Genomic DNA, 18,805 nt, shown 5'->3' with positions numbered 1-18,805 from the left:
GGTAGTGTAAAGTGATTGTAATTTTATGGATAACACTATGCGTTGCGTCGTACTTGCTGCCCTGCTGCCTCTTTTTTCCCTGTCTGCTTTTGCCCAGTCTAATGAAGTGGATCGGTTGGCCAGTAACATTGAGAGTGAGGTGATTAGCTGGCGTCACCATTTGCATGAGTATCCGGAGTTATCCAATCGCGAGTTTAAAACTGCCGAGTACGTTGCCAGGCATCTGCGCTCGCTAAATCTCGAGGTTCAGACTGGTGTCGCCAAAACCGGTGTAGTAGCTATTTTGGATAGTGGCCGGCCTGGCCCGGTGGTGGCATTAAGAGCCGATATGGATGGCTTACCGGTGCCCGAGGAAAATACTCTGCCCTGGCGCTCTGCACAGCGTGGCGAATACAATGGTAATGATGTGCCGGTTATGCATGCCTGTGGTCACGATACCCACATGGCTATGCTGATGGGGGCAGCGTCGGTGTTAACTTCAATGAAAGATAAGCTGCGTGGCAAGGTGAAGTTTATTTTCCAGCCTGCTGAAGAGGGCGCGCCGGCCGGTGAGAAAGGTGGTGCAGAAGTGATGGTAGACGAGGGGGTGTTAAAAAGCCCGGACGTGGACGTCATTTTTGGCCTGCATATCAGCGCTAATAACGACATCGGCACGGTCAGCTATAATCCTGGTGGCACCATGGCTGCGGTGGACCCGTTTAAAATAGTAATCCATGGTAAGCAGGCCCATGGGGCTTACCCGTGGAAGAGTGTCGACCCCATTACCACTGCCGCACAGATGATCATGTCGCTGCAAACCATTGTTAGCCGTGAGCTGAAAATCATTGATGATGCTGCTGTGGTAACCATTGGTTCGATCCACGGCGGTAACCGCTCGAATATTATTCCAAACGAGGTTGAACTGGTTGGTACCATTCGTACCCTTAATCATGCTGCCCGTGAACACGTTTACGAAGCCATGGCTCGTAAGGTTAAAGGCATTGCTGACAGCATGGGGGCTAAGGCCGAGCTTACCCTGCCACTGGACTATAATTATCCTATTACCTATAACGACCCGGAATTAACGGCACAAATGATCCCCACCGTGGAGCGGACGGCAGGCAAGCAAAATACCCTGCTTGCTAAACCGGTTACCGGTGCCGAGGATTTTTCTTTCTACCAGGAAAAAGTGCCGGGTTTATTTATGTGGCTCGGTGGTAAACCGCTGGATGTGTCGGTGGAAGATTCGCCTGCTCACCATACCTCGGAGTTTTATGTAGACGATGCCGGGATGAAGCTGGGTGTTCGGGTACTTACCAACCTGACACTTGATTATATGGATGCTCACGCAGAATAACCCCCTATGGAAAACAGATTGCTGCAGGCGCTGGCTCTGGCGCTAGCCGGAGTTGCGGTTAATCTAATCCCCGCCCCGCTGGAAACTGGCGGGGTGGTATTTTTTGGTGGTGGTTTCGCCATCGCTGCCGCCTTATTGCTTTCTTTTCCCCTGACACTGGTGGTGACTACTGCCGTGTATGCTGCGTTGCTGGTGCATGGCAACGACCCTTTTATGATTGTCTTTCTGGCCGTGCAACCTTTGTTGGTGAATGCACTATCGAACAAGGATGATGCGCTAAGTCCGTTAAAACTTGGGGTTGGCTGGTGGAGCGGACTGATTGTGACTGGTTATATTGTGCTTGCTTATGCAACCTACAATGGTTCTCCCACTATGGCCTTTACGACGTATTCCATTACCTGGTTAAGCGGTATTTTTTCCTGTTTGTTTGGCCATTTGTTGTTTATCACGCTGCTGCGTTATTTGCCTGTGGGAAACGAGCTTCACTTCAATGTAGAGACCCTGTTTCGCTATATGTTTGCCACACTGTTTTTCTTTGTTGTACTGATTATGACTTATGTACACGTTGGCCAGTTACAACGTCAACAAGCGCAACAATTAACATTATATATGACCCAACGGGCGCAGGTGATGAGCACCGAGCTAAGTCGCTTTCTCGATGGTCATGCCGGCGCTATCAGCAATACGGCCAGGTCGATGGCTATTGCACAGCAGCACGGTGCTCCGTTATCAGCTATCGCTGATGAAACACTTTCGAACCTGGCCCAGGCGTTTCCTGAGTTTCTCACTTTTTTGATTGCCGATGAAAAAGGCGCCGTTACCCATTCTTACCCGACCAACCTGCTGAACAGGGCGAAACGACTGAATCAGGCCGTTGTGACTGAGCGCGATTATTTCGTTCAGGCCATGCAGACCCAATCGACCTTTGTCTCACAGGCGTTTCAGGGACGTGGTTTTGGTAACGACCCCATTGTGGCCATTGCCAGTCCGCTTTACGACGGAGAAGGCAATCTCATAGGTATCCTCGAAGGGTCGCTCAATCTTAGCAGCTTTATTGAATACGATAGTCGCAACCTGCCGGGCTTTTGGACGATTTACCGGGATGAAGCAGGCAAAGTGGTTTATGCTTCGCCGGAGCTCAGACTCGAAGCATTACAACGCCCCGAGTTACCAGGCTGTGATCAGGATAGTTGTTTTTTACGTCAGCACGCGCTGGCGCGGGACTGGTTTATCGCGCAATCGCGGGATCCGCTCTCGAATTGGACTGTCACCATGTTGTTTGAAAACAACAGCTATATGGCAATGAGCACAGATTCTGTTCGCTGGGCGCTATTTCTGCTTCTTGTGCTGGCGCTGGTGGGGATTATTGTCGGTGGACGGGTGGCACAGATTTTTTCCCGGCCGCTTGGCGAGTTAATGAAAACCTTCGCCGGTTATTCTCCGGAATCACCGGTGCCAACGTCGTCATTCAGTCACAATCGCTTGCAGCTAAAAGAGATATCCGGGCTGGCGATAGAATTTAGCGAGTTGGGGGAACGTCTGGTGAGTGCTTTTAATGAACTTTCCACCTCACGCCAGCGCCAACGGAGCCTTAATGAAGAACTGGAAAAGCTCAATCTCACCCTTACTGAACGGGTAGAAGAGAAAACTGCTTCGTTAATTCAGGCGCTGGCTCAGGCCGAAGCGGCTAATGTGTCGAAATCACAGTTTCTGGCCAATATGTCCCATGAGATCCGCACTCCTATGAACGGTATTCTTGGCACCTGTGAAAACCTGCTTGAACAATCCTTACCGGATGTTGTCAGGCGGCGAATTCAGGTAGTCGTGCAGTCGGCTAATAATTTGCTGCTGATCCTCGACAGTATTCTGGACTGGTCGAAAATTGAAGCGGGTAAAATGAAAGTAACCCGCCACCCCTTTTCACCACAACAGATTATTCAGGCTTGTGCCGAGATTCATCGTCAGGCAGCGAGTCGTAAACACTTGAGCCTGGACGTGGTCTGGGATAACAACATCCCCTCGTTTTTGCTTGGCGATGCCGGTAAATTAAGCCAGATCTTAAATAACCTGTTGAGTAACGCCGTAAAATTTACCGCTATTGGCGGTGTTATCATTAAGGTTACTTACCAGGATGGCGCACTCATAATGGCCGTCAAAGACTCCGGTATAGGGATTAATAAAGCTGAGCAGCAGACTATCTTCGAACAGTTTGTTCAGGCCGATGCGTCCAGCTCCAGACAATTCAGTGGCACCGGGCTGGGGTTATCGATTACCAGCAAGCTGATTGATTTAATGGGCGGTACTATTGAGCTGAACAGTGAGCAACAACAGGGCAGTGAATTTATTGTTAGGTTACCACTACCGGCTTCAGCCCAGGTTGAGCAGGCGCCGGAGCAGGCCTCGTTAACGCTCCCTGAAGGCTTAAAAATTCTGGTGGTAGAAGATAATGACATTAATGCTGAAATTATCCTCGATATGCTCAAGGATGCGGGGGTTAAATGTCTTCGTGCCAAAGACGGAGCTGAGGCGCTGGAAGTCATCCCTAAGGTCGATTTTGATTTGGTTTTAATGGATTGTCAGATGCCGGTGATGGATGGCTTTTCAGCGACCCGGGCGATTCGCGACTTGCCCGGTGATAAATCCGGCATCCCCATTATTGCCCTGACCGCCAATGCCTTTGATGATGACCGCAAAGCCTGTCTGAGTGCCGGAATGAGTGATTACTTAAGTAAGCCGGTGCGGCGCACCAGCTTATTTACAATGCTGATTAAGTATGTGGGTTATCAAGCAACGACTGACGAAACGCCTGGGCCGACAGACTAATTGGGCGACGGCGGTTGGTCACTACCTGCCAGGTGCTTTGTATTGGGAAGTCTTTGATATTAAGCACTTTAACGCTGTCGATGGCAGACTGATCGAGCGTATGCTGAGACAGCACCGCCAGACCTAACCCGGCAGAAACGGCTAACCGAATCGCCTCATTACTCTCAATCACCATCGTATTGCGTAACAGCACATCATGTTTGTCGCAGTACTCATCCAGTGTGCGGCGGGTACCACTGCCTTTTTCTCTAAGCAGGAACTTGGCGTTTTGCAGGTCGGGTAACCTGCAGTTGTCCGGGCCATCGTAATCCGGCGGGGCAATCACTAGCAGCGGATTGACCAGAAACGGCTCGCAGACCAAATCATCATCTTCAGGCGGATAGGTGAAAATATATAAGTCATCACGGTTTTGCATCAGACGCTCGACAATCTGTTCGCGGTTACCCACGGTAAAGCGCACATCGATATTAGGGTGTTGTTTGCAAAACGGGCTGAGCATTGGCGGAATGATGTATTTGGCAGTGGTGACTACCGCCAGTTTAAGAGAGCCAACTTCCACGCCCTGCAAGGCGCTGATTTGGCTTTTAAGTTTATCCTTAGAAGACAATATCTCCTGAGCGCAACGGTATACGGCAGCGCCGGCTTCAGTGAGTTGCACGCTGCCCTGAAAGTGCTCAATCAGGGGGAGACCAATAATGCTGTTTAGTTTTTTAAGCTGAAGTGACACGGTAGGCTGTGATAGTTGCAGGGCATTAGAAGCTGCGGTCACCGAGCCACAATCAACAACCTGCTGAAAAACTTCAAGTAGTCTGAACGTCAATGTATTCATAAAGCATCCCATGAAAGCGTTTTCGTAAAAATATACTAAAAACCCATTTATCTCTATCTATATTTGCCGGGTTGCGTTAATACGGAGGAAATATCCGTTTACAGGTTGTTTGTAATTGACCACAAATAGACGCTTACTATGGGCAAACGGGGCAAAATGAGCTAATATCGGCCGCTTTTCAAGCACTGCTCAACCACGAGTTAAGCGGATTAGTAAACGCAAAGTCTGAGAGGACGGCAAAATGGCGAAAATCGCAATTGTGATGGGGTCGACTTCGGATTGGCCAACAATGCAAAACGCGGCAGTAATGCTCAAACAATTCGGTGTTGAATTTGAGGCTCAGGTTGTCTCGGCCCACCGCACTCCTAATCTGTTAGTCGAATTTGCCGAGCAGGCAGAGCAGAATGGCTTTTGTGCCATTATTGCCGGTGCCGGCGGGGCAGCCCATTTACCTGGCATGATTGCCGCGCACACACACTTACCGGTATTCGGATGCCCGGTGCAGTCCAAAGCATTAAATGGCATGGACTCTTTATTATCTATCGTGCAGATGCCAAAAGGCGTCGCCGTTGGTACCCTGGCGATAGGTGAAGCCGGTGCAGCAAACGCCGGATTGCTGGCTGCTCAGGTGGTAGCCTTACAAGACCCGGCGGTCAGAGAAGCAATTATTGCCTTTCGCCAGCAACAAACTGACACGGTCTTAGTTAACGGTAAACTGGAGCTGTAACAATGCAGGTGCTGGTATACGGTGCCGGACAACTGGCACAAATGATGTATCTTGATGGGGCGGCGCTGGACATCAATGTTATGGCAGTGGATGTAAGCAATAACACAGTGGTTCATCCGGTCAGTAAGGCATCGATGGATTATACCCTCGAGCAGGCCATTGAACTGGCAGACGCGCTGACTGTCGAGTTTGAGCATGTCCCTGAGGCTTTACTGCAACAGGCAGAAGCCTCGGGTAAATTGTATCCGGGGATCGATGCTATCCTGGTGGGAGCCGACCGGGTACGAGAAAAACAATTACTGAGCGGTCTGTCTATCCCGAATTGTCCCTACCAGATAGTCGACGACCTGGCACAACTGGACAGTTGTGTTGAGAACCTTGGCGAGCGCCTGATCATTAAAGCCAGTCGTGATGGCTATGATGGCTATGGCCAGTGGCGCTTAAAAGCGGCCAGTGATTTACCAGCGCTCAAGTCTCAGTTAGCTGAGCTGGATCTGGAAGCCGTGCCTCTGGTGGTAGAGAAGATGCTTAATTTCGACCGCGAGGTATCGCTGATCGGGGCACGCAGCCCAAGCGGTGAGGTGGTAGTCTATCCACTGGCGGAAAATCTCCATCAAGAAGGTCAACTACATGTGTCGGTGGCACCGGCAACGGCCAGCAGTGCGGCGTTAACCGACCAGGCCAGAGACATCTTTACCAAGTTGGTTAATGGCATGGACTATGTTGGTGTACTGGCGGTTGAGCTATTCCAGTATGGCGACGAACTGCTGGTTAATGAACTGGCCCCGCGGGTACATAATTCAGGGCACTGGAGTCAGGCTGGCTCACCTACCAGTCAGTTTGAGAATCATTTACGGGCAGTACTTGATTTACCTTTGGGTCTTGCCTGTAATACCGGTGGCGAAGCGGCTGTCAGCGCAATGATCAATATCATTGGTTGCGACGACCATCAGATGGCGCTGTTAAGCGTGCCTGGTGTGCATTTCCACTGGTATGGCAAATCTGTGCGTCAAAAGCGCAAAATGGGGCATATCAATGTGACAGCGGCGAGCTACGCTGAGCTGGGCAGTAAACTGCAAAAGCTCAGTGAGTATCTTTCGCTGGCACATTTTCCCTGCCTGATTGATGAAGCTAACCGGCTGACATCAGTAAGCTAAAATAACCTTTAGGACCTCACCAATAGTGGGGTCTTTTTTGCTGTAAAGTTACAGGAGTGACAACAATGATTAATCGTTACTGGAAATGTCTTGTGCTGGCGCTGGGCTTGCAACTGGCTTTACCTGCTACGGCGAAAGTGGCGCACGGTGTAATGGTGCACAACGCCAATGCCCGGGCGACGTTTGCCATGGCTACCACCGCAGCCGTTTACCTTACCCTGATGAACCATGGCGATAGTGCCTTTACCTTAATCGGCGTTAGTGTGCCGGCAGACATTGCCAGCGAAGCACAGATCCATACCACGGTGATGGAAGGCGACATGATGAGAATGCGACAAGTAACCGATGGCATCGATGTTGGGCCCAATGACATGGTTGAATTTAAGCCCGGCGGCTACCATGTAATGCTTATGGGGCTGGTTAATCCCCTGACAAAAGGCAATAAGTTTAATCTGACGTTGCATTTCGCTGACCAGCGTAGCAAAACGGTAGAAGTTACCGTGGGTGAGCAGGGCAAACAGGATGGACACCACCACCACTGACAACGGGTCGCTGTAAAACGCATGTAATCCAAATCAGTGTATTATTGTTATGAATACTATAATTGGAATAAACCAAGGAGTTTATGATGAGCAAGATTGATATCGGTATTGCGGAAGCAGATCGCGAAGCGGTTGCCCACGGATTAAAGAAATTACTGGCAGATTCCTATACTCTGTATCTGCAAACGCATAATTTCCACTGGAATGTGATCGGTCCGCAATTCCGCGAGTTGCACCTGATGTTTGAAGAGCATTACACCGAGCTTGCTGTCGCGGTAGATGATATTGCAGAACGTATTCGTACCCTGGGGATTGCAGCCCCCGGTACTTACAAGGCTTTTGCCGAGCTAAGTGCTATTGAGGAAGTAGAAGGTGTGCCGGAAGCCAGCGAAATGGTGCAATTACTGACCCATGCCCATGAGCAGGTAGTCAAAACCTGTCGTGAAGCATTGAAACTGGCTCAGCAGGCGGATGATGAGTCCTCTGTAGCATTGATTTCTGACCGCATGCGTGTACATGAAAAAACCGCCTGGATGTTACGCGCAATGGTGCAATAACATTTTTTAAAACAACAAGAGACGACCTATGAAGCGACCTCTGCATAAGGTTGCAACGTTCACAGCACTGGCCTTTGCCGGTGCTGTTGCGTTTAGCAGCCAGGCGACAGAAACACTAAACGTGAATGAGTTAGCGACTGGTTTGGACCACCCCTGGGGGATGACTTTCCTTCCCTCAGGCGAGATGCTGATCACCGAACGAAGCGGGCAAATTCGCAGGTTTAATTTTGCCACCGGGCTGAGTAAGCCGTTAAGCGGCGTACCCGACGTGGCTGCCGATAATCAGGGCGGTTTGCTGGACATCACAGTCGATCCTGATTTTGCCAGTAACCACACGGTGTATTTTTGTTACTCGCGACCAACCGACGGTGGCAGCAGCTCCAGTGTAGCGAGTGCCACGCTCAATGGCACCAGCCTGACCAATGTAAAAGATATTTTTGTGGCCGATTCAGTGGTCAGTAATGGCTTCCATTTTGGCTGTCGCCTGGCTTTCGACAAAGATGAGTATTTGTTTGTGACCCTGGGAGATCGCTATAAATACATGAAAGAAGCGCAGAATACCAACAATCACTTTGGCAAGATTGTACGCATTAAGCGTAATGGTGATGTGCCACAAGACAACCCGTTTGTAGAGGGTGGTGCACCGGAAGTATTCAGTTACGGTCATCGAAATGTCCAGGGGTTAACGGTACACCCGCAAACCGGTGAAGTCTGGGCTATGGAACACGGTCCGAAAGGCGGTGATGAAATTAACTTGATCAAAACCGGTAATAATTACGGCTGGCCGGTAATTACTTATGGGATTGATTACAACGGCAGTATTATTTCCGATAAAACGGAGCAGGAAGGCATGGAGCAGCCCGTGCTGTACTGGGATCCATCCATTGCCCCAAGCGGTATGACTTTCTATGCGTCCGAGGTGTTTAAAGACTGGCAGGGCGATTTGCTGGTGGGAGCGCTGAAATTTCGCCACCTGCGCCGCATTAGTTTTAATGAGGTCGGTGAAGTTGAGTCACAAACCGAATACCTGCGCGACCGCAACGAGCGGATACGCGACGTAGAGGTGGGCCCCAACGGCTTGGTTTATCTGTTAACCGATGAAAGTAATGGTAAATTACTGCAGATAACTCCCGCTAATTAACAACAAGGGCTACCGAGGTAGCCCTTTTTTGTGGCTTAATCTGCCTGCGTTTCCTGCTCGGTGCGATAGCGTTCGAACCACGCCAGAATATTCCCCACCTTCTGTATCAACCGGGATGGTTTGGAAGCAATGCCATGAGACGCGCCAGGTAGTCTTAGCATGGCCGAATCTACGCCTCGTAGTTTGAGCGCCTGATAAAACTGTTCTGATTCACTGATCGGGGTGCGGTAATCCGATTCTCCGGTCAGTAACATGGTTGGTGTGGTCACGTTACCTACCAGTGATAATGGCGAGTGGGCCCATAAATGATCCGGTATTTCCCACGGCATACCCGGCATCCAGTACTGCGTAAAATAAGGATAGGCATCGGCTGTTAAAGCAAAACTCATCCAGTTAATGACCGGTTTGGCAACCACTGCTGCCGCGAAACGATCTGTTTTGCCTACAGACCAGGCAGTGAGCACGCCGCCACCAGAGCCGCCGGTGATAAACAGGTTGTTGGTATCAATAAAGCCTTTGGCTATGACGCCGTCGACCACATCCATCAGGTCGTTGTAGTCTTCGGATGGATAGTTGTGGTGAATCAGATTAGCAAAGTCCTCGCCATAAGAAGTGCTGCCACGCGGGTTTGACCAGACCACCACGTAACCTTTGGCAGCCATAAGTTGGATTTCAGCACTGAAATTGGGGCCGTAAGCTGTGTGTGGGCCGCCATGAATCTCCAGAATAAGCGGGTATTTCTTACTTGCGTCAAAATCCGGCGGGGTTATCATCCAGGCGTCAATCGGGCGTTCATCTACTGAAGACGTGACGGTCATGGCTTCAATCTCCGGTATTTTCAGGTGCCCCAGTACGTCCTTATTGAGTGTAGTTAAGCGGGTTACGCTACCGCGCCTTTCGCGAACAAACAAATCTGCCGGGGTCGAGCCATCGGAACTGACAAAAGCCAGTGCGCCATTATCGGCCACTGCAAACTCGCCAGAGGTGTAAGGGCGCCCAAGAGACTGACCACTTAAGGTGATGTTGAGCTTATCCATATCGCCGTCGAGCTCGACCGCGGCTACTTTGGTTTGTCCGGCATCCTCATAACTGACGTACAACTCATCGCTGTCGTCGCTCCAGGCAAATTGTCCGGTGGTGCGATCAAAGGATTCGGTAAGGTTGGTCAGCTTACCGTCTTTCAGGCGCATTACCCATAGGTCGCTGCTCTGAAAGCTCAACTTACGATCAGTGGTGTGTTTAAACGCCAGGTATTTGCCGTCCGGACTTAAGTGTGGGCCACTCTCCGGGCCTTCGAGGCTGGTGACCTGGCTAAACACTCCTGATGCAATATCCAGGCTGTAAATATCACTGCTCATCACTTCCATGGCGTAGTTGTCGCTGGGATTGGCAGAAAAGTACAATTGTGTGCCATCGTTTGAAAAGCTCAGATCGCCATTGAGCGGGTAGTCAGTAAACGTTAGCTGACGGGGGGTACCACCTTCTACCGGCAACAGATAAATCTGATTAAAGCCACCTGGTACATAGCCCGCGCCATCGGAGCGGTAGTTAAGGTCGTCAATAAACTTACCGGTTTCTGCCCAATTGGCTCCGGCCGGTTTGCCCGGCATATCGGTAAATAAGGGTTTGTTTGCTTGTGGGGTAAACTGGGTAAATGCCAGCGATTGTCCGTCTGGCGACCACACTACATTGCCCGGAGCATAGCTCGTGTTCGTTAATAGAGCGTCTTCACCACTATCGAGGTAGCGTACATAAAGTTGTTGCGAGCCGGAGCGGTCGGACAGATAGGCCAGCTTGGTACCGTCGGGGGAAAGTACCGGGCTGCGCACATTGGCATGCTCAGCAATCAGCGGACGATGCTGGCCGCTTTTTACCTCTACCTGCCATAAACTGATGTGCATCCGATCGTTCATAATATCGTTACTGCGACGCTCATAAATGATGTGTTTGCTGTCGGGCGTAAATACTGGTGATGCGGCGTACTCCAGGGCAAACACGTCTTTGTAATCAAAGGTAGTTGGCGCGCTGCTATCAGCCGCTGCGCCGGCTGACAAGCCCAGCATAACGCTGGCTGTCAGAGCTTTTATGGTTTTGTTCATTATTGTTTTTCCTTGCTTACTGTCGTCAGAATTTTATCCTGCCAAGCAGGATATCTTTATACATGACCCAGTCTCCCATTAAGCTGTACAAGGGATAACGAAAGGTCGCTGGTTTGTTGTGCTCAAATTTAAAGTGGCCAAGCCAGGCAAAGCCGTAACCGGCTACCGGTAATAACCATAGCAGCATTAACTGCCCGGTAAATAAACTCACTATCAGCAGGGTGAGTACCAGTGTTGAACCGATAAAATGCAGTCGTCGGCAGGTCTCATTCTGATGTTCACTTAGATAGTATGGGTAAAATTCCCGGAATGAGGTAAAGCGTTTTGTTGTTGTCATCTTATCGCCTTAGTAATTTAGCAGAGATAGTGTAGCATTTGTATTTTAAGGACTTGTAATTAAGGCCAGCGCGCCCATATTCATAAGCACAACAGAACGAAAGCAAACAGGCGAAATAAGCATGCAGCAATTGATGTCGAACAACATCGTGGATTTAACGGTAGAGAACTTTCAGCAGATCATTCTGGAAGTTTCCAAAGAAAAAATCGTCTTAATCGACTTTTGGGCCGAAGGCTACGAGCCTTGCAAAGAGTTATCACCGGTGCTGGAAAAAATTGCCGGTGATTATCCCGACACCCTGCTACTGGCCCGTGTTGACTGCGAACGTGAGCAGCAGGTAGCCGCTCAGTTTGGTATTCGTAATCTGCCTACCGTGATGGTCGTTAAAGACGCCCAGCCGGTTGATGGTTTTGCCGGTATGCAGCCGGAAAGTGAAATTCGCGCCATGTTGGGTAAATACCTGCCCAGCCCGGAGGATGAGTTTCTGACTAAAGCCGCGGAACTTATCGGTAGCGGGGATTACAGCGGTGCCTTCCCCATGGCGAAACAAGCTTACGAAATTAACCCGGACAATATCGATAGCAAATATCTTTACATTGACTGCCTGATTGAAACAGGCGCGGTGCCGGCAGCTAAAGAATTGCTGGCAGAGATTAAGCTGGTGGATCAGGACCAGCGCTATCATACCCTGCAGGGCAAAGTGGAGCTGGCTGAACAGGCCGCTGATACGCCGGAGATCCGCGCATTACAGGAACAGGCTGAAGCCAACCCGGATGATCTACAGGTGAAAGTGGATTTAGCGGTTGCGCTTTATCAGGTGCAGCGCTTTGAAGAAGCGCTGGAGTTGCTCTATGGCGTGTTATTGAAAGACTTCGGGTTTGGTGAAGCGAAAAAGCTTATCCTCGATATCATCAATGCCCTGCCGGACGGCGATTCACTGAAGTCAGGTTACCGCCGTAAAGTTTACAGCCTGATGTACTAATACCCCAGCGGCTCAGGGCTGATAGCCTTCATCTCTGAGCTACTTTATGGCGTCCAGATAGTTAGTAAAATACTCGCGCTTGTAGGCGTTTGAAATTGGATCATCCGGTTTCATTTGAGGGTCAGTGTGTTCCAGCTGGGCATGTTTTATGTGATTGTTATCCACCACATAGGCCGTTCTTTTTAAGCCATTGCGGATATTATTGAAAATACCTTCCCGCACGATACTCTGGCTCTCCGGGGGCTCATTACCCAGCACTGGCAATCAACAATGGCCGCCCAATTGCGTTGTTCAAACTGCCTGGCGATGGGCGCCATTCCATCCAGCATACTGGCCATACCCACCTCCCACGCTTCGTTGGTATAGACTTCCAGTATGTCATTAGAAACAGTCAGGCTGTACTGACCGAGATTGGGAATAACTTGTTCTGTGCTTGGTGATTTGTTGTACTTAAATATAGCCTGTCTGGCGTCGCAAGCGGCGAATTATTTGCTATAGTGCAGGACAAATACACGCATTTTTGAGACAAGTATGCCAAATTGGTTCTGGGCGGCGCTGGCTATGGTAATGATCGTTGAGGGCATCGGACCTTTGCTTATTCCAAACCGTTGGCGGCAATACCTGCGGCAAGTAGCCGAATCAGAGCCCGGCCAGTTACGCCAAATTGGCGGTACTCTGGTAGTGATTGGCTCAGTATGCTTATACTTTATAGTGGATTAGCGCTGTACAGGCGAAATATTCACTGGTCAGCTGAATATTTGTGCATAAAACAGATGATCCAGTGGCCCTAATTTTGATAGAATCCACGCCTAATTTTTTAACATACTCGACTCATGGCTAAAAATATTGTGGTCCTTGGCACCCAGTGGGGTGACGAGGGAAAAGGTAAAGTAGTAGATCTGCTTACTGACCGTGCAAAGTATGTTGTTCGCTATCAGGGCGGACACAATGCAGGTCACACACTGGTAATCGACGGTGAAAAAACCGTTCTGCATCTAATCCCATCCGGCATTCTGCGCGAAAACGTTACCTGTATCATTGGTAACGGCGTGGTACTGAGCCCGGAAGCATTAATGACTGAAGTCACCATGCTGGAAGAGCGCGGTGTACCAGTGCGTGAACGCCTGAAAATCAGTGAAGCTTGTCCGCTTATTCTGCCTTACCACGTGGCGCTGGATGTTGCGCGTGAAAAGGCCCGTGGTGCCAAAGCTATTGGTACTACCGGTCGCGGTATTGGTCCGGCTTATGAAGATAAAGTGTCCCGTCGTGGTTTACGGGTTGGCGATCTTTTCAATGCCGAAGATTTTGCCGCAAAGTTAAAAGAAGTGCTGGATATCCACAACTTTACGTTAACGCAGTATTACGGTGAAGAGCCGGTTGATTTCGATAAGACCCTGGCTGATGCCATGGCAGTTGCTGATATCCTGCGTGCGATGGTGGTTGATGTCACCGACGAACTGGATAAAGCCCAGAAAGCCGGCCTGCCTATCATGTTTGAAGGTGCGCAGGGCACGCTGTTGGATATCGACCATGGTACTTACCCTTACGTTACTTCTTCTAACACCACTGTTGGTGGCGTAGCAACCGGCGCCGGTTTCGGTCCATTGAACCTCGATTATGTGTTGGGTATTGTTAAGGCCTATACGACGCGTGTTGGCTCTGGTCCTTTTCCTACCGAGCTGGATGATGCTGTGGGCGAACACTTAGGTGTTAAAGGCCACGAGTTTGGCGCTACCACCGGTCGTAAGCGACGCACCGGCTGGTTTGACGCGGTAGCTATGAAGCGCGCGGTACAAATCAACTCTATCACCGGCTTCTGTCTGACCAAGCTGGATGTGTTAGATGGCCTGGAAACCCTGCAGATTTGCGTGGGTTATAAAGACAAAGACGGTAATGTAAAAGACGTTCCACCTATGGCTGCTGATGGCTACGATCTGGTAACGCCAGTCTACGAAGAAATGCCTGGCTGGAGCGATAACACCTTTGGTGTTACCGATTATGATTCACTGCCTCAGGCTGCTAAAAACTATATTGCCCGCCTTGAAGCCATTACCGGCGTACCTGTGGATATTATTTCTACCGGTCCGGACCGTAACGAAACAATTGTTGTACGTCATCCTTACGACGCATAAAAGTTGCTTAATATTAAAAACCCCGCTTTCGCGGGGTTTTTTTATTGTTGTGAAATAGTGCTAGTATGAAGACATCGTACCTGTGGGAGTTGTTTTGTGAGTATTGAACCAGGCGCTATCGTGTCAGCATTTGAACGCTTACAGCAGTCCTTTATGCTGGGGAAAACCCGGACCTACGCCTGGCGAAAGGCGCAGCTGGAAGCCTTACAACGTATGCTCAGCGAAAATGAAGCGGCGTTTGTTGAGGCCCTGAATACCGACCTGGGCAAGAGTGAAGCAGAAGCTTTTACCACCGAAATAGGGTTTCTGCTGAGCGATATACAGCACACTAAGCAACACTTACGAAAATGGATGAATGCCCAGAAAGTCAGTACTCCGTTACTGGCACAACCGGCCCGCAGTTATCTGCAACCGGAGCCTCTGGGGACAGTATTGATCATAGGTGCCTGGAATTACCCGCTACAGCTTACACTGGCGCCTTTTGTTGCCGCACTGGCAGCCGGTAATTGTGCGCTCCTCAAACCCTCTGAACTGGCACCGGCGAGTTCCTCACTGATGGCCAGCCTTATTCCGAAGTATCTGGATGGCGATGCCGTAGTGGTGGTTGAGGGAGATAAGGACGTTGCCAGTGAATTGCTGTCATTGTCCTTCGATCATATCTTTTATACTGGCGGTGAAATCGTTGGTAAAATTGTCATGGCGGCGGCGGCCCAAAATCTTACGCCCGTCACTCTTGAGCTGGGGGGGAAAAGTCCGTGTGTGGTGGATGCCAATACCGATATCGCTACCACCGCGCGGCGCATCGTGTGGGGAAAATGGACTAACGCCGGTCAAACCTGTATTGCGCCCGATTATGTATTGGTTGAGCGCAGCTGTGCTAACGCCCTCATCGACAAACTTGGTAAGGAAATTACCCGTCAGTTTGGCAATCAGCCATTGCAAAGCAAGGATTATGGGCGCATCGTTAATGAGCGTCATCTAACGCGCTTAAAGCAATACACTGAGGGACATGAGATAGTGATTGGCGGTCAGGTCGATGAAGCGCAAATGAAGTTAGCGCCTACCGTGATTTTAAATCCGGACATCGACACGCCGGTCATGCAGGAAGAGATTTTTGGGCCGGTCCTGCCGGTGATTGAAGTTAGCAGTGTCAGCGAAGCCATCGATTTTATAAAACGCAGGCACAAACCCCTGGCGGCCTATTTATTCAGCGAGTCGTCGGCAATTCAGCAGCAGTTTGTTGATGAGGTTAGTGCCGGAAGTATCTGTATCAACGATACCATGATGTTTATGGCGAACCCGCAATTGCCGTTTGGCGGTGTGGGTAATAGCGGGATGGGGCGCTATCATGGCAGGTTTGGTTTTGACACCTTCAGTCATCAGAAAAGCATTATGAGACGCAGTTTCTGGTTTGATGTGGCTATCCGTTATGCCCCTTCAAGTGCCCGCAAGCGCTTTTTACTCAAGAAGTTACTGTAGTTGATTGTTATCAACGACGAAGGAGCCGTATCGTCATGCCACAACCTTTTCATTTAGCCATTCCGGTGGACAACCTGGATAAAGCCCGCGAATTTTACGGCGATTTACTCGGCTGCAAGCAGGGGCGCAGTGATACGCAGTGGATAGACTGGAATTTAGCCGGGCATCAGCTGGTGACACATCTGGTTAAAGCCATGCCGTCTGCCCCGGAATATAATGCTGTGGATGGTCACAGTGTACCGGTACCGCATTTTGGTGTGGTGCTGACGATGAATGACTGGCAGTCAATGGCCGATAAATTGACCGCCACTGACATGGAGTTTGTGATTAAGCCCTATGTGCGTTTTAAGGGGCAGGCCGGTGAACAGGCCACTATGTTTTTTATGGATCCGGCGGGTAATGCGTTGGAGTTCAAAGCATTTACCGATATTCACCAATTATTTGCGACAGATTAAGCTAACCCGACAGGTGCTTGCCTTATAATGGGAACTGATTGTTTATGGCGTTATTGTAATAATTTAAGGACCCGATGGGTAACCCACGCCATTGTTACTCAGGGAAAGACGAATAAATTAACTCAGCAGTAGTCAACACAACTGGTGTTATGCTGAACATATAACAACAATAATAACCAACAGGATTTATCGTGATTGAAGATGTAGTCGCACAGGCTGGTAAAGGGTTTTTCAGGGGAATAGGTTTTCTAATTGCAGAGCTGCTGTTCTGGCGCTTGTGTTACCTGGTAGGCTGGCCGGTTTGTAAAATTGTCACCCTCGGTCAGTACCCCAGAAGAGTAGCGCGTGAGCGGGCTATTTTCCGCCAGGAGAAAGCACACACAGGCTTTACCTGTGCCGCAACCGGCTTGATCGTACTGCTTGTTTTAGGCGTAGTTCTTTCTGGTTACTGGCCTTCCAGTTTACCAGGGAGCACTTTGTCGTAGCCTGAAGCCGCAGGCTTCAGGCTGGTAGCGGGCATCATTTTGCCGACTGCACTACTGCTTTACCCCGTCCCCGAGCCTCTGAGGCGGCCGATAGTTTTCCGTCTTTTTGGATTATCAGATGCAGATCGCCAAAGTTACTTTCTTTGATTATATAGCCCATCTCTTGTAATGCATTGAGCGTGTCAGGGGCAAACCCTTCATGGACACGAATTTGATCCTGCGGCCAAAGCTGGTGATGGAAACGCGGAAGATTAACGGCTTCTTCAGCACTTAAATCGAACAGCAGCGTATTGAGAATCGACAGTGTTACCGACGAAATGATGGTAGTGCCGCCGGGTGAGCCGGTAACCAGTTTTACCTGTCCATCCTGCAGGACGATGGTAGGCGTCATCGACGATAACATGCGCTTATAAGGCTCAATAGCGTTGGCTTCACCACCAATCGCGCCAAAAAAGTTGGGCACACCGGGTTTGGCACTGAAATCATCCATCTCGTCATTCAATAAAAAGCCGGCACCCTCAGCGACAACCCCGGCACCAAAGCTCAGGTTGATGGTAGTGGTGTTTGCCACCGCATTGCCCCATTGATCTACAATGGAAAAATGGGTGGTATCTTCGCTTTCGTGCAAACCAGGCTTAATTTCAGGGGTAGCAGATATAGCCGTGAGGTTAATTTCATCAGCACGCTTGGCGATGTAGTCAGGATCGATTAACTGCAGTTGTGGTACGGCAAAAAAATCGGGATCGCCGAGGTATTCAGCCCGGTCAGCAAATACCCGTTTTCCGGCTTCACTCACCAGGTGCAGGTAAGGCGCAGAATTATGAGCAGGTAATACATTGGTTTGAATAACGTTGTTGACCATACCCAGCCACTGCGCTACAGCAATCCCGCCCGAACTTGGTGGAGGAGCGGTTATAACCTGATATTCTCGCCAATCGAAGTTAACCGGTGTACGCCATTGCGCATGATAACCGGTTAAGTCGGCATGGCTGATTAATCCGCCGTTGGCTTGCATATACGCGACGATATGGTCAGCCGTTTCACCCTCGTAAAACCCGGCTGGCCCGTTATCCCGGATCCGGCTTAATGTTGCGGCCAATTCGGGTTGCTTAAATAGTGCGCCTGCAGTGGCTGCCGCACCGAAGTAATCGGCGAAGTTAGTTTTCAGGCCGCGTTTTTCAATGCGCTCAATATAGCGACTTACCCGACCGGCCAGCTTCTCTGGTACGGCAAAACCTTCGCTGGCGAATGTTACAGCAGGCTGGACCAGGCGCTGCCAGGGTAACTTGCCATACTTTTGATGAGCGGCCCACATGCCGGCAACGGTACCAGGGATCCCAGATGCTTTGGCGCCAAACAGGGAGTCTGTAGGGTGCACATCGCCTGTTTCATTCAGGTACATATCACGAGATGCCAGAGCAGGTGCCATCTCACGGTAATCAAGAAAATCAGCCTGCTGGTCCATGTAAATGGTCATAAACCCGCCACCGCCAATATTACCGGCTTCAGGATAAGTAACAGCCAGTACAAACTGAGCCGCAATGGCGGCATCTACCGCCGTGCCACCGTCCTGCATGACATCTAGAGCCACCTGCGCAGCAAATTTATCAGGCATGGCGACCGCATATTCGGCGGAGGTAGCCTGAGAACTTGTAACGGAGTCCGATGCTGAACATGCCGTAAGGGAAAGGATAAAAGCACTTATTAACAGATATCGCATAAAA

At 50.1% G+C, this 18,805-nt stretch carries 18 protein-coding genes; 13 read left to right on the top strand and 5 right to left on the bottom strand.

What is annotated here, in order from left to right; all coding sequences use genetic code 11:
- Positions 1 to 37 precede the first annotated feature (37 nt).
- Both AC2T0J_RS04825 and AC2T0J_RS04820 read left to right on the top strand, forming a co-directional pair.
- A complete protein-coding gene (locus tag AC2T0J_RS04825; protein WP_489809033.1) occupies positions 38 to 1,336 on the top strand; it encodes an amidohydrolase in 1,299 nt (432 codons plus the stop codon).
- Between the two features lie 6 nt (positions 1,337 to 1,342).
- Positions 1,343 to 4,159 (top strand): ATP-binding protein, encoded by a 2,817-nt coding sequence (locus tag AC2T0J_RS04820; RefSeq protein ID WP_489809032.1) that lies wholly within the window; start codon positions 1,343 to 1,345, stop codon positions 4,157 to 4,159.
- Here the strand turns inward: AC2T0J_RS04820 and AC2T0J_RS04815 are convergent.
- Positions 4,104 to 4,988, bottom strand: a complete 885-nt coding sequence (locus AC2T0J_RS04815) for a LysR family transcriptional regulator (protein WP_489809031.1) — start codon at positions 4,986 to 4,988, stop codon at positions 4,104 to 4,106. The two genes, AC2T0J_RS04820 and AC2T0J_RS04815, sit on opposite strands and share 56 nt — an antisense overlap.
- Before the next feature lie 241 nt (positions 4,989 to 5,229).
- Between AC2T0J_RS04815 and purE the strand changes: the two genes are divergently transcribed.
- The 5 genes from purE (at position 5,230) to AC2T0J_RS04790 (ending at position 9,112) form a co-directional block, all read left to right on the top strand.
- A complete protein-coding gene (purE, locus tag AC2T0J_RS04810; protein ID WP_489809030.1) occupies positions 5,230 to 5,715 on the top strand; it encodes a 5-(carboxyamino)imidazole ribonucleotide mutase in 486 nt (161 codons plus the stop codon).
- Between the two features lie 2 nt (positions 5,716 to 5,717).
- The gene (locus tag AC2T0J_RS04805) at positions 5,718 to 6,872 is read left to right on the top strand and encodes a 5-(carboxyamino)imidazole ribonucleotide synthase (protein ID WP_489809029.1); all 1,155 of its coding nucleotides are present in this window, start codon (positions 5,718 to 5,720) and stop codon (positions 6,870 to 6,872) included.
- Between the two features lie 65 nt (positions 6,873 to 6,937).
- A complete protein-coding gene (locus tag AC2T0J_RS04800) occupies positions 6,938 to 7,414 on the top strand; it encodes a copper chaperone PCu(A)C (RefSeq protein ID WP_489809028.1) in 477 nt (158 codons plus the stop codon).
- Between the two features lie 86 nt (positions 7,415 to 7,500).
- Entirely contained in the window at positions 7,501 to 7,971 is a 471-nt protein-coding gene (locus AC2T0J_RS04795) for a Dps family protein (protein ID WP_489810434.1), read from the top strand.
- 28 nt (positions 7,972 to 7,999) lie between these two features.
- Positions 8,000 to 9,112 (top strand): PQQ-dependent sugar dehydrogenase, encoded by a 1,113-nt coding sequence (locus AC2T0J_RS04790; protein ID WP_489809027.1) that lies wholly within the window; start codon positions 8,000 to 8,002, stop codon positions 9,110 to 9,112.
- A gap of 35 nt (positions 9,113 to 9,147) precedes the next feature.
- Here the strand turns inward: AC2T0J_RS04790 and AC2T0J_RS04785 are convergent, their stop codons facing one another.
- Together AC2T0J_RS04785 and AC2T0J_RS04780 are read right to left on the bottom strand one after the other, a co-directional pair.
- Entirely contained in the window at positions 9,148 to 11,211 is a 2,064-nt protein-coding gene (locus tag AC2T0J_RS04785) for a S9 family peptidase (protein WP_489809026.1), read from the bottom strand.
- Between the two features lie 25 nt (positions 11,212 to 11,236).
- Complete coding sequence (locus AC2T0J_RS04780; protein ID WP_489809025.1) at positions 11,237 to 11,548, bottom strand: Mpo1-like protein; 312 nt, start codon at positions 11,546 to 11,548, stop codon at positions 11,237 to 11,239.
- Between the two features lie 121 nt (positions 11,549 to 11,669).
- Here AC2T0J_RS04780 and AC2T0J_RS04775 point away from each other — a divergent pair, with 121 nt between their 5' ends.
- A complete protein-coding gene (locus tag AC2T0J_RS04775; RefSeq protein ID WP_489809024.1) occupies positions 11,670 to 12,530 on the top strand; it encodes a tetratricopeptide repeat protein in 861 nt (286 codons plus the stop codon).
- Positions 12,531 to 12,569: 39 nt separating this feature from the next.
- Here AC2T0J_RS04775 and AC2T0J_RS04770 read toward each other — a convergent pair whose 3' ends face one another.
- A complete protein-coding gene (locus AC2T0J_RS04770) occupies positions 12,570 to 12,752 on the bottom strand; it encodes a hypothetical protein (protein ID WP_489809023.1) in 183 nt (60 codons plus the stop codon).
- A gap of 309 nt (positions 12,753 to 13,061) precedes the next feature.
- Here AC2T0J_RS04770 and AC2T0J_RS04765 point away from each other — a divergent pair, with 309 nt between their 5' ends.
- The 5 genes from AC2T0J_RS04765 (at position 13,062) to AC2T0J_RS04745 (ending at position 17,081) form a co-directional block, all read left to right on the top strand.
- Positions 13,062 to 13,250, top strand: a complete 189-nt coding sequence (locus AC2T0J_RS04765) for a DUF2065 domain-containing protein (protein ID WP_489809022.1) — start codon at positions 13,062 to 13,064, stop codon at positions 13,248 to 13,250.
- A gap of 113 nt (positions 13,251 to 13,363) precedes the next feature.
- Positions 13,364 to 14,662, top strand: coding sequence for an adenylosuccinate synthase (locus AC2T0J_RS04760; RefSeq protein ID WP_489809021.1), 1,299 nt, complete (start codon positions 13,364 to 13,366; stop codon positions 14,660 to 14,662).
- 96 nt (positions 14,663 to 14,758) lie between these two features.
- Positions 14,759 to 16,141 carry an aldehyde dehydrogenase family protein gene (locus AC2T0J_RS04755; protein WP_489809020.1) on the top strand — a complete coding sequence of 461 codons (1,383 nt, stop codon included), beginning with the start codon at positions 14,759 to 14,761 and terminating at the stop codon, positions 16,139 to 16,141.
- Positions 16,142 to 16,176: 35 nt separating this feature from the next.
- Positions 16,177 to 16,596 (top strand): VOC family protein, encoded by a 420-nt coding sequence (locus AC2T0J_RS04750; RefSeq protein ID WP_489809019.1) that lies wholly within the window; start codon positions 16,177 to 16,179, stop codon positions 16,594 to 16,596.
- 191 nt (positions 16,597 to 16,787) lie between these two features.
- A complete protein-coding gene (locus AC2T0J_RS04745; protein WP_489809018.1) occupies positions 16,788 to 17,081 on the top strand; it encodes a hypothetical protein in 294 nt (97 codons plus the stop codon).
- A 34-nt stretch (positions 17,082 to 17,115) separates the two neighbouring features.
- Here the strand turns inward: AC2T0J_RS04745 and ggt are convergent, their stop codons facing one another.
- A complete protein-coding gene (gene ggt / locus AC2T0J_RS04740; protein WP_489809017.1) occupies positions 17,116 to 18,801 on the bottom strand; it encodes a gamma-glutamyltransferase in 1,686 nt (561 codons plus the stop codon).
- Between the last annotated feature and the right edge of the window lie 4 nt (positions 18,802 to 18,805).

The organism is Alteromonas sp. ISO5 (assembly GCF_058105165.1).
This window is presented reverse-complemented; position numbering and strand designations above follow the sequence as displayed.